This window comes from Bacteroidia bacterium (assembly GCA_016218155.1).
In the GTDB taxonomy this organism is placed as follows: Bacteria; Bacteroidota; Bacteroidia; order Bacteroidales; family GWA2-32-17; genus GWA2-32-17.
The window spans coordinates 1-13,015 of sequence record JACREQ010000081.1 but is presented as its reverse complement, the minus strand read 5'-3'; the positions used below and the strand labels follow the sequence as shown (position 1 = coordinate 13,015).

Below are 13,015 nucleotides of genomic sequence, written 5' to 3'. Positions count from 1 at the left end.
ATAAAAGGTACTCCGGGGATAACAGGCTGATCTCCCCCAAGAGCTCACATCGACGGGGAGGTTTGGCACCTCGATGTCGGCTCGTCACATCCTGGGGCTGGAGAAGGTCCCAAGGGTTGAGCTGTTCGCTCATTAAAGTGGCACGCGAGCTGGGTTCAGAACGTCGTGAGACAGTTCGGTCCCTATCTGTGGTGGGCGTTAGAAATTTGAGAAGACCTGACTTTAGTACGAGAGGACCGAGTCGGACAGACCTCTAGTGTATCTGTTGTGGCGCCAGCTGCATTGCAGAGTAGCTACGTCTGGACTGGATAAGCGCTGAAAGCATCTAAGCGCGAAGCCAACCTCAAGATGAGATTTCCTTAAAGGGTCGTTGCAGACTACAACGTTGATAGGCTGTAGGTGTAAAGACAGTAATGTCAAAGCCGAGCAGTACTAATTGCCCGAAACTTTACTTTCGAGAAAGATATTTAAATGTTTTCTTCCGTACGTCATTCAGTATTGAAGGTCTTAAGGTGACTATTGCGATGGGGTTCCACCTCTTCCCATACCGAACAGAGAAGTTAAGCCTATCAGCGCCGATGGTACTGCAATTGCGGGAGAGTAGGTCGTTGCCGACTTTCATTTAAAGCCTGGATTTTTCCAGGCTTTTTTATTTTATAAAAGATTATATCTGATTATTTTAATAGTCAGATTTTTTTAATACAATGTGTTAGCTTTTTTATTATAAGTTCAATTATAAGTTCAATTATAAGTTTGATCAGTTCTTAAAAAATGGAATCTGTGTATTTTATAATATGATGGTCTAATTTCTTTCCACTCTTTTATTTTAGGGTTTAATATCTTCTAGTATGCTCAATATTAGTTTTAAGTATTGATAAAAAATCCTTTTTCATTTCTTTTATTTCTATTCAGCAACTTTGATATATATTACACAGTTAGTGTCAGTTTTTCTTATTCCGTCATATTTTTGCAATTCTTTAAAAGATTGAGAAGTATAAAAATTAGAACTTAGCTTATAAAGCTGGTATACTTTTTCTTTTAATATTTTCCAAAATGGAACCCTTATAGTAACTTAAAAGAATTGAAATAAGCTAATGCTGGAATTTCTCCAAATACTTTTTTGCAGTGTAAGTATTTTTTCTTTAATACTACTAATTTTAAATTAGTCTGTTGTTTTAAGCCGTATGTAATGGATGTTAAATTCTATTTCCTTTAATAATGGATAACTAATGAATTCGAATTAACATAATTCAAGTCAGGATTAAAATTTATTTCTTAATTAAATTAAAGGTTTTAATTTCTTCATTATTTGTTTTTAGCATAATAAAATATAATCCCTTTTCTAAATAATTTAATTTAATAACTTTTAGACTTGTTTGGTTTTCAACGTTTTCATAATAAATAGTTCTGCCTGTATTATCAGTTAAACTAATAAATCCGTTAAAAGGTGTATCAAAAACTATATTTACACTTTCTGTAAATGGATTTGGGAATATTTTGAATTTACTTTTTTCTAACGGATTAATATTTTCTGGCAATAAAACTAAAAAGCCATCACTTGTTACAATATTTGACCAGAGTCCAGCACCATTTAAAGATTTTACTGAGAAATAATAACGGTTACCATAAATTAAATTTAAGCTATTTAATGTTAATGTGTTGTTTGTTCCATTATTTGTCCAGTCAATAATATCATTTCCTCCTGAGGTTGAGCCAAGAGCATACCAGTATTCAGAAATTCCTGAATTTTGATCAGTAGTAATTGTCCAATTTGCAGAAGCAATAGTATTATCATTAATTGTATCAATATCAGATGAAATTCCATCATAAATTGATGCGTTAGAAGGTGTAGTCCAATCAATATTTAAATCATGATAAGCAATGGAAGAAAGATTATTGTTCTCATCAACTACAATTGATTTAATTTTTGCCCCAAAAGTCGATGGATTGGGGTTTTGATATCGTATATCTTTTGTATTGTTGCCAATGGTAATATTTGCAGTTGATAATCTAGAACGATAAACTTTAAGTTCGTTTACTGTTAATTTACTGTTTCCTGAACGGAAACTTATGTAATTTCCATTTGTTGAATATGGTGTTGGATCAGTCCAGCTTCCCATAAAAATATCATCTCGCCAAACTGATATCGTTCCTAAAATTCTATCGTATGTAATTTTAAAATCGTAATATTGACCAGGTGTGGTTATAACATTATTTACAATACTTGAAGCAGTGGTAAAGCTATTTCCTGCAACTTTAAAGAATTCCATTGTTTGTCCTTCAACACGGAACCATACAAAATATGAATTTCCACGATTTGTTTGACTTGCATCATCACAGAATAAATGAAATCCAAATCTCCTATTTGTTCCGGTTCCTTCAACTTTTGCGATGAAATGATACAAATAACGATTTGATAAATTTTGATTTAATGCAGCATAAAAATTAGAATTTCCTTCTGTCTCATTAGTCTGAATTAATTCACCTGTATTTACATTCCATGTTCCTAATGCATTTGTCCAATTAGGCTGCTGTATATCAAAATTATCTGCAAAAAAGCCATTGTTCGCATTTGCACCCCAATATGTGCCATCAAAATCAAGAACCTGATAAAATGATTTCTCAATTCCAATATTGTCATTATCAGTAAATGTAGCAATGAAGTCAGTAGTTTTCCATGTATTGGATGAACTAATTAATGTTGTAGGTGCTGTGTTATCGCAATTTAAAGTTGAAAAAGAAGGTCCGTCTGTAAATGTTGAACCATTCCAGATTCTCCAATAATATGTAGTTGAATTGCTAAATAATAAAGGTGTTATCCCATCTGATTGTAAAACAAATCCTAAAGGTCCCGTGTACGTTGTTAAACCTGATACCCATTTGATATATGGGTTTGTGAAAGCAGATGAATTTGAAATTTGAATATACCATCCTGTTCCGGAATTTTGCCAGTTAAATGTGACAGAATTATCTGGACAACCTGGTGTTCCTGTTGCTAGATTAATAGGATTAGCAGCTCCTGTACAAGCATCAATTATTGCCTTGGTTCCTGTGCGAATTGAAGGTAAGTCGGCATATAATGTAGTCCCAGGGCATGTTGTACCGCCAATATTAGTGTCCTTGTGTCCCAAAATTCTTGGAACAACACTTGATGTTCCTGTGCTTTGAAGTATCATTGAAGCAGAAGTCGTAGGATCATAACCTCTCCAATCGTACCACCATGCTAAAAATTGCATAACTGTATCAAGTTGAACTGTTGTAGGAAGTGTAACATCAGCATTTCCTAAAAAATTTATTCCTAATGAATATGGATTTGATGCACCTGCATGTGCCCCATTTACATCCTGAGTTGTTGGACTTGAGTTTTGTCTACCCTGATATGCATTACCATATTTGTCGAAAAGATAATTGTAGCCTATATCTGACCATCCGTTAGAGTTAACATGATAATTCCAGTATGATCTAACAACTGCTGCACCATCAGTATATGTGTCAGGTGATGCACCATGATGAATTACTGTATGTGTTGGATTTATGATGGTTGAAGTATATGCAGGTTGTGAGTAATAAGGATCTAGCCAGGTAGACCTTGGTATTACTAGCGGTCTGCGTGGACAAGTTGCTTTTATTTCATCGTAATTTTTATTAATTCCTTCTATACTTTTTTCAATAAAATATGCATCAAGTTTTATAAAACTAATATCAATGGAAGAGTTTTCACTTTGTATTTTAAATTCTATTGTTTTACAACCTTCTTGTGTTGGTGTAAAAATTAAATCTGTCCAAAAAAGTTTTGTTGGAGTTTCTTTTGGAGAAATATCTCCATGAGTTTCATAGTACTTTGTCCAACCGTTATCAGTTAAGAACCTATATTCAATAATAATTGAACTAGGTTGAATATCTGAACTTGATTTTAGTCCAATTCCTAAACATGTAAAACCATCCGGAATGTTTAATGAAAAAGTATTCTTAGGTAGAATATTATCTGAAATCTCCCATTGAACTGATGTTTGAGTTGCGTGTGAATTATTCTTTTTATTCACAATAATTTTTGCTTCTGGAATTGAACTGATTTCTTTGTTTTGTCCATATGAAATGGATTGACATGTTAATATAGAAATAGTTATATAAAATAATGCCAAAGAAATTTTAATTATACTTTTCATAGTGGTTAATAATTTTTACAAAAGTACACTAACTAAACGGTATGGTCAATAGTTTAGATTTATTAAATAACAATAAATTTTTGTTTTAAATAAAAGCAAAGTGCGAAGTTTATCTGGTGAATTTATCGAATCCAAAAAACTTCGCACTATTCAATGCTAGTTGCAAGAGGTTACATTTTCAAAAATAATCCCTGTTGCAAATTTAAACAGTTCTTTTGATTTGAAAAGTGGTAATAGTTCAAAGTGAATTGTTAATTTACTAGTGGTTGTACTAAGTTTGTAAGTGGTAGGGTTGAGTTTGTAACTGGTAATTTATTTTACTCTTTTAAAAAATGATGTTCAATCTTATCCTTCCTCAGCCACAGCTCTTTATTAGAAAGTCTTAAAATTTCCCATATAACTTCTACTTGTAAACTATCTTTTACGACTAAATCTACAGAACCTGAAAACCTCCATGTTCCATTATTATTTGTACTTTCAGAGTAGGTTCCATCTTTTGAATAAGTATATAATGTATTGGGTAGATTTTCTGTTACAACAATATTTTGTGCTACATCAATTCTTGATTCATATTTCCATGTGCCAGTTAACCTAACAGTTTTACCCCTAAAAGTAATAATTGGTCCATCCTCATATTTTGTGCATGAAACAGCTGTAATAAAAACTAAAATTGCAACTAAAATATTTTTTTGAATTCTCATAAAACAATTTGTTTTTACAAACCTACTCTATTTTTCTTTAAACCACAAAAAATTGTAGTGGTATTAACTTGTTTTAGCTTTTATAAAGAAATTTAAAATAGCATTTATACATATATTAATTAGTAATTAATCCAACTAAAAAATCGTTTCAAATTTATATCTTTGCAAAAAAATTAAAGGATTCGGAATTTGTTATGGTAAAGAAGTTTAGTGAATACAAGCAGTTTAATCTTTCGGAAATAAATGTCGAAATACTAAAACGTTGGCAAGAAGAGTCGGCTTTTGAAAAAAGTATTTCATTACGTTCAGATAGCAAAGATTATGTTTTTTATGAAGGACCCCCTTCTGCAAATGGTACTCCAGGTATCCATCACGTTATGGCTCGGTCAATTAAAGATATTTTTTGTCGTTATAAATCTTTAAAAGGTTTTAGAGTTCGTCGAAAGGCAGGTTGGGATACGCACGGTTTGCCTGTTGAGCTTGGTGTTGAGAAGAGTTTAGGTATTACAAAAGAAGATATTGGCAAATCAATTTCTGTTGAAGAATATAATGAAGCTTGCAGAAAAGATGTAATGAAGTTCACAGATCAATGGGAGGAACTTACTAAAATTATGGGTTACTGGGTTGATATGACAGATCCATATATAACATATGATAATAAATATATTGAAACACTTTGGTACTTATTAAAAGAGCTTTATAAAAAAGGATTATTATATAAGGGGTATTCGATTCAACCATATTCACCGGCTGCCGGTACTGGATTAAGTACTCATGAGCTCAATCAGCCAGGTTGTTATAAAAATGTAAAAGACACAACAGCTGTTGCTCAGTTTAAAGTTGTAAGAAATAATGAATCAGAATTTTTATTTGAAAATGTTGATTCTGAATTATTCTTCTTAGCTTGGACTACTACCCCATGGACTCTTCCTTCAAATACCGCACTTGCTGTTGGAAAAGAAATACATTATTTAAAAGTTAAAACTTATAATCAATATACTTTTAAACCGATTACTGTAATTCTTGCAAAAGATAGATTCTCATACTATTTTAATGAAAAGAATGCTGAACTTGAATTTGCAGATTATAAAGATGGTGATAAAAATATTCCTTTTAAAGTAATTGCAGAATATACTGGAAAGCAATTCTCCGGTGCAAGATATGAGCAATTAATGCCTTGGCAACAACCTGTAGATGGAGATGCTTTTAAGGTTGTTAGTGCTGATTTTGTTACAACTGAAGATGGTACCGGAATAGTGCATATTGCACCAAGTTTTGGAGCCGACGATTTTAGAACTGCAAAAATAAATGGTCTTGGTTCATTAACATTAGTTGATAAACAAGGTAAATTTATTGAAGGTTGTGGCAGTTTTTCAGGGAAATTTGTTAAGAATGAATATGACGATTCTATTCCTGCCGGAACTGAGACTGTTGACGTGGAAATTGCAATTTTACTTAAGAAAGAAAACAAAGCTTTTAAAGTAGAAAAATACGAGCACTCTTATCCTCATTGCTGGAGAACTGATAAGCCGATTTTATATTATCCTTTAGATTCTTGGTTTATTAAAACCACTGCTGTAAAGGAGAGGATGATTGAACTAAATAAAACTATTAACTGGAAACCACAATCAACCGGAACAGGCAGATTTGGACAATGGTTAGAAAATTTAGTTGATTGGAATTTATCTCGTTCAAGGTATTGGGGAACACCATTGCCAATTTGGGTTACAGAAGATAAAGAAGAACAAATTTGTATTGGCTCATTAGCAGAATTGAAGAATGAAATAGAAAAATCTGTAAAAGCAGGATTTATGCAAGATAATCCTTTAGCAGATTTCAATGAAAAAGATTTTTCAAAAGAGAATTATTTAAAATTCGATATGCATCGACCGTATGTAGATCGTATAATTCTTGTTTCAGATTCTGGTAAGCCAATGAATCGCGAAACAGATTTGATTGATGTTTGGTTCGATTCAGGTGCAATGCCATATGCGCAAATGCATTATCCATTCGAACACAAAGTTGATTTTAAAGAATATTATCCATCAGACTTTATTGCTGAAGGTGTTGATCAGACACGTGGTTGGTTTTTTACTCTTCATGCAATTGCTGTAATGTTATTTGATTCTGTTGCATTTAAAAATATTATATCAAATGGTTTAGTGCTTGATAAGAATGGTAACAAAATGTCAAAACGATTAGGTAATGCAGTTGATCCATTTGAAGCGATTGCTAAATATGGTGCTGATACTATTCGTTGGTATATGATAACTAATGCACAGCCATGGGATAATTTAAAATTTGATATTGAAGGAGCTGATGAAGTTCGCCGTAAATTCTTCGGAACATTATACAACACATATTCGTTTTTTGCATTATATGCCAATGTTGATGGATTTACAGGAAAAGAACTTGAAGTAAAAATATCAGATCGTCCTGAAATTGATCGTTGGATAATTTCTTTACTTAATTCATTAATTAAAGAAGTTGAGAATTGTTATGAGAATTATGAACCCACAAAAGCAGGTAGAGAAATTCAGGATTTTGTTTCAGAAAACCTTAGCAATTGGTATGTGCGTTTAAACCGTAAACGTTTCTGGGGTGGAGACATGAATGAGGATAAGCTTTCTGCATATCAGACTTTATATACTTGTTTGGATACTATAGCAAGGTTGGCTAGTCCTATTGCTCCATTTTATTCAGATAAAATATTCAGAGATTTAAATAGTGTGTCAGAAAAAGATAAAAGCGAATCGGTTCATTTAACAACGTTCCCAATTTTTAATGAGGAGCTTATCAACAAATCATTGGAAGAAAGAATGAATATTGCTCAAAAAGTTACTTCAATGGTATTGGCACTTCGACGTAAAGTAAACATTAAAGTTCGACAGCCATTGAGCAAAATAATGATTCCAATATTAAATGAAGATTTTGCTGAAAAACTTTTAGCTGTTAAAGATCTAATTCTTGCTGAAGTTAATGTTAAGGAAATGGAATTACTTCGCGAAACTTCAGGGATTTTAGTTAAAAAAATTAAACCAGATTTTAAAGTTCTTGGTCCTAAATTCGGTAAGTCGATGAAAGTTGTTGCTGCTGCAATAACTGCAATGACACAAGAAAATATTAAGGCAATTGAAGCTACCGGAAGTTTTGCAGTTAATGCAGAAAATCAGATGTTTGAAATATTACTGTCTGATGTTGAAATTCTATCAGAAGATATTCCGGGTTGGTTAGTTTCAAATGAAGGAGCAATAACTGTTGCATTGGATATTAATATTACAGATGCTTTAAAATCAGAAGGAGTTGCAAGAGAATTAGTTAATAGAATTCAAAATATTAGAAAAGAAAGTGGATTCGAGGTTACTGATAAAATTAATATTGAAATTGAAAGACAAGAAATTATAGATGAGGCGGTTGTATCTCATAAATCATATATTGGTTCTCAAACATTAGCTGTTTCAATTAATTTATCCGATAAGTTGGAACAAATTGATGCACATTGCGTAGAAATTGACAATAACATTTCGACTAAGTTGTGGGTTTCCAAAGCATGATTCGAAATGATTTAAAAACAAACAGATAAAAAAATAGTTATGAGTGAAAAAACAAGATATTCTGACGAAGAATTGCAGGAGTTCAAGGAACTAATCGTGCAAAAACTCGAAAAAGCAAAAAAAGATTACGAAATATTGAAATCTGCATTAAACAATACCGACGGTAATGATATTACAGATACCTCACCAACTTTTAAAGCCTTAGAAGAAGGTGCAAATGTTCTTTCAAAAGAGGAAACAGGTAAATTAGCTCAACGTCAGGAAAAGTTTATTCAACATTTGCAGGCAGCTTTAGTTCGTATTGAAAACAAAACATACGGTATTTGCCGTGAAACTGGAAACCTTATCCCGAAAGAAAGACTCAGAGCAGTTCCACATGCTACACTAAGTATTGATGCTAAGAATAATCAGAAATAGATTAAATTAAACGTTATTTAACTTTTTAAAAGATCGGAACTTTTGTTTCGGTCTTTTTTTTCATTGAGTTTTAGCTATTTTTGCAAACATTTAAAAAAATTAATGAAAAAACTACGAATAGCAATTTTAATAGTATTAATAGTATTAATTGCCGACCAATTATTTAAAATCTGGATTAAAACTCACATGCTTTTAGGTGAAGAGTATAGTGTTTTTGGGAATTGGTTTTATTTGCACTTTACTGAAAATAATGGAATGGCATTCGGGTTAGAATTTGCAGGTAAGTTTGGTAAAATATTACTAAGCTTATTAAGAATTTTTGCAGTAATTGGAATAGGGTGGTATATATATATATTATGCAAAAAAAATGAACATATTGGATTGGTAATAAGTGCAGCTTTAATCTGGGCAGGAGCTTTTGGGAATATTATTGATAGTGCTTTTTATGGAATGATTTTTAGCGAAAGCCAATTTCTGTGTTCAGATTGTGTTCCAGCAGCTCTTTTTCCTTCCGAAGGAGGATATTCTTCTTTTCTACATGGGAAAGTAGTTGACATGTTATATTTTCCGATAATAGAAGGGCATTTCCCAAGTTGGTTTCCATTCTGGAAAGGAGAAAGTTTTACTTTTTTCCGGCCAGTTTTTAATTTAGCCGATTCATCAATAACCATTGGGGTTTTATTGATAATACTTTTTCAAAAAAGATTTTTTAAAAAAGAAGAAAAAACCAAATTGGAGGATTTATAATTTATTAAATGAAGAAAGTTTTAAAATAATAGTTATTTTTGGAACTAATTTTGTCTAGCGTCGTATAATAAAATTGTTTTTTAGTCTAGAAAAATTAAAAAAATATTGATGAAAACATACATATTAATTTTGTTTACAGTAATTACTGCAGCTATTTTTAATACAGGTTGCAATTTTTCAAGTGATTCCAATCAGGTTGAAAATGACTCTTTAAACAATATCGACTTAAATAATGAGCATTCAAAAAAAGTTAAAAAGATATTTTATAATGTCCCTTCGCCAATTGAAATGACTTCTGTTATTGAGAAGGCCGGAACTCAATATAAACCTGAAATATTAAATTCATACAAAGTAGTTGGTAAATATGTGAATCTTCCCAAACAAGCTTTAAACCTTGGGGTTTATGGAAGTGATTTAAGTTATGTTAGGTTATTTGATCAGATTCAGTTATCAATTAATTATTTGTCTTCAATTAAAAAGTTATGCGACGAATTAAATATTCCTGAAGAACAAGGTTCGTTTGCAATTAGCAGAATGGAAACTAATATGGATAATCGCGATTCGTTATTGCAAATTGTTACTGAAACTTACGCTTCTGCAGATGCTTATCTTAAAGAAAATGAAAGGGGAAATACTGCAACCCTAATTATATTAGGTGGATGGATTGAAGCACTTTATATTTCTACTTCAATTGTTGATTTTGAAGCAGAGCAAAATAAGGATATTATTACCCGAATAGGAGAGCAAAAATATTCGCTTAGTAATTTAGTTGAATTAATTAAATCATATCCGGAAGATAAAGATTTACAAGAATATTTGCCTCTATTAGAAAATTTAAAAACTAATTATGAGCCTGTAACAATTGATTATGTAAAAGGAGATGTTGTTACTGAAAAAAATAAGAAACTTACTACAATAAATAGTAAGGCAACAGTAATGATTGATAAAGCAACTTTTGAAAACATAAAAGCAGTAATATTATCAATTAGAAACAAAATTGTAAGTAATTAAAAACAAAATAACTTCAGCGAGATATGAATAGTATATTAAAAAAAGTAGCAATAGTAGCACTAGTTATTGTTTTCCCATTTATTGTAAATGCGCAATGTAAAGGTTTTACAAAAAAAGAGTGTATGCCAGCATTGAAGCCATATGTTTATAATGGTCAGTTAAATAGTGCAGTTTTAAACGAAGGGGATGTAGCTGAATTATTATTAACTTTTTATAGTGGTCAGGATTATCGTATATATGTTTGTGCTCAGGAAATGTTGGGTAATTTAGAATTCAAATTATTGGATACTGATCGTAATACATTATTCTATAACAAAGACCATGATTTTGTAAAATTCTGGGATTTTAAATCAAATTCTACTCAACAATTAATTGTTCAGGTACGTGTACCACAAGCTGAAGTTAAAAGCGAGATAATTCAAAGTGGTTGTGTCTCAATATTAGTTGGTTTTAAAGAATAATATATTTTCAATATATATATAAACCGCATTCAACTGAATGCGGTTTTTTTTTGCACCAATGCATCTGAAGTGATAAAAATGTGAGTCTTTAATAAAAATGTTTTATACCTTTATTAAAAAGAATTATTATGAGAATATTAATATTTGTGTTAATAATTGCATTATTTTCAAATAGTATTGTTGCAAATGAATATAGAGGAGAAGATGCAAAAAAAATAATTTCAGGGTCTGTTTTAGTAAGAACTAATAATAATTCAGACTTTCCGGATTACATCTTATTTGAACAAAGCAATCAATTTGATTATTCTAAATTTTCAAGTTGGGTAAAGCAATATTTAATTACTCCCGAAAAAATTAATTTTAAATTAATAAGTTCAACTGTTGATAAATTAGGATATGTTCATTATAAATATCAGCAATTATATAAAGGAATTAGTGTTGATGGAGCTGTGTTTACTCTTCATACCAAAGATTTGAAAGTTATTTCTTTTAGTGGAAATATATTTGATAATATAGTTATACCAGAAAGCAATTTGATTTCTGAAAATGAAGCTATTCAAATTGCTAAAAATAATATGAAAGCAGTATCATATAAATGGGAGGAAGCATCAGAAGAAAAACAATTGAAATTTGAGACTGGTAACCCCGCTGCAACTTATTATCCATCACCTGAATTAACGATATATAATTATGCTAAAAATGTGTATTCTAAAGCATATAGTGTAGTATTATATGCAAAAAAACCAATTGATAAAAAAGAATATTTTATTGATGCAATATCAGGTAAGATTATTAATGTTCGCCAAAGATTATATTTCGGAGATGTGCCTGGAACAGCAACTACAAAATATAGCGGAAATCAGACAATAACAACTGATAGTTATAATGGAAGTTATAGGCTTCGTGAATCAGGTCGTGGTAATGGAATTGAAACTTATAATGTTCTTACAGGTACCGATTATGGTGCTGCAGTTGATTTTGTTGATACAGACAATAATTGGAATAATGTTAATCCACAGCAGGATGAAGTTGCAACAGATGCTCATTGGGGTACAGAAAAAACTTACGATTATTTTTTTCTAAATCATGGAAGAAACAGTATTGATAATAGTGGTTTTAAACTTATAAGCTATGTACATTATGATGTAGATTTTGGAAATGCTTTTTGGGATGGCCAAAGGATGACATATGGAGATGGTACAAATACTCCTTTTACTGCCTTAGATATTTGCGGTCATGAAATTACTCATGGACTTGATGAGAATACTGCTGGTCTCATATATCAGAACGAATCAGGGGCATTAAATGAAGGATTTAGTGATATTTTTGGAACAGCTATTGAGTTTTATGCAAAACCGTCTCTTGCTAACTGGACTATGGGTGAAGATATTGGATTTATAATACGATCAATGTCAAATCCAAATTCATATAATGATCCGGATACATATAATGGAACAAATTGGTATACTGGAACTGCAGATTACGGTGGTGTTCATACTAATTGTACAGTGTTGAGTTATTGGTTTTATTTGGTAAGTCAAGGAGGATCTGGTACAAATGACATTGGGAATAGCTTTTCTGTAAATGGAATAGGATTAAATTCTGCAGCAGAAATTGCATTTAGGATGTTAACGGTATATTTAACTCCAAATTCTACTTTCGAAGATGCCAGATTTTTTGCAATTATTTCTGCAATTGATTTATATGGTGCTTGTACTCCTCAGGTTGAAACAGTTACCAATGCAATGTATGCAGTTGGATTAGGCAGTTTGTATGTGCCATCAGTAGTTGCCGACTTTAGTTCTCCTTTTAGTTCAGGTTGTTCAGCTCCATTTACAGTTAACTTTCATAATCTGTCTAATAATTCATCTTCATTTTCGTGGAATTTCGGAGATGGAAACACAAGTACATTAGTTAATCCGACACACACTTATAATTCTATGGGAAATTATAATGTT

8 protein-coding genes and 2 rRNA genes are annotated in these 13,015 nt (G+C 31.4%); 8 read left to right on the top strand and 2 right to left on the bottom strand.

What is annotated here, in order from left to right:
* Nucleotides 1-456 (top strand): 23S ribosomal RNA (locus HY951_14745); the annotation flags it as partial.
* A 52-nt stretch (nt 457-508) separates the two neighbouring features.
* Nucleotides 509-617, top strand: a 5S ribosomal RNA gene (gene rrf, locus HY951_14740).
* 651 nt (nt 618-1,268) lie between these two features.
* Here the strand turns inward: rrf and HY951_14735 are convergent.
* Together HY951_14735 and HY951_14730 are read right to left on the bottom strand one after the other, a co-directional pair.
* The gene (locus tag HY951_14735; GenBank protein MBI5541320.1) at nt 1,269-4,166 is read right to left on the bottom strand and encodes an N-acetylmuramoyl-L-alanine amidase; all 2,898 of its coding nucleotides are present in this window, start codon (nt 4,164-4,166) and stop codon (nt 1,269-1,271) included.
* Nucleotides 4,167-4,483: 317 nt separating this feature from the next.
* Nucleotides 4,484-4,867 (bottom strand): hypothetical protein, encoded by a 384-nt coding sequence (locus HY951_14730; protein ID MBI5541319.1) that lies wholly within the window; start codon nt 4,865-4,867, stop codon nt 4,484-4,486.
* A 194-nt stretch (nt 4,868-5,061) separates the two neighbouring features.
* Here HY951_14730 and HY951_14725 point away from each other — a divergent pair, with 194 nt between their 5' ends.
* The 6 genes from HY951_14725 to HY951_14700 all read left to right on the top strand — a co-directional run.
* Entirely contained in the window at nt 5,062-8,421 is a 3,360-nt protein-coding gene (locus HY951_14725) for an isoleucine--tRNA ligase (protein MBI5541318.1), read from the top strand.
* A 39-nt stretch (nt 8,422-8,460) separates the two neighbouring features.
* Nucleotides 8,461-8,838: a TraR/DksA family transcriptional regulator gene (locus HY951_14720; protein MBI5541317.1), complete on the top strand. Its 378-nt coding sequence runs from the start codon at nt 8,461-8,463 to the stop codon at nt 8,836-8,838.
* 102 nt (nt 8,839-8,940) lie between these two features.
* Complete coding sequence (locus HY951_14715; protein MBI5541316.1) at nt 8,941-9,585, top strand: lipoprotein signal peptidase; 645 nt, start codon at nt 8,941-8,943, stop codon at nt 9,583-9,585.
* A gap of 108 nt (nt 9,586-9,693) precedes the next feature.
* The gene (locus tag HY951_14710) at nt 9,694-10,596 is read left to right on the top strand and encodes a hypothetical protein (GenBank protein ID MBI5541315.1); all 903 of its coding nucleotides are present in this window, start codon (nt 9,694-9,696) and stop codon (nt 10,594-10,596) included.
* 23 nt (nt 10,597-10,619) lie between these two features.
* A complete protein-coding gene (locus HY951_14705; protein ID MBI5541314.1) occupies nt 10,620-11,057 on the top strand; it encodes a hypothetical protein in 438 nt (145 codons plus the stop codon).
* Between the two features lie 128 nt (nt 11,058-11,185).
* The coding region (locus HY951_14700; protein ID MBI5541313.1) for a M4 family metallopeptidase at nt 11,186-13,015 on the top strand (1,830 nt) is incomplete at its 3' end.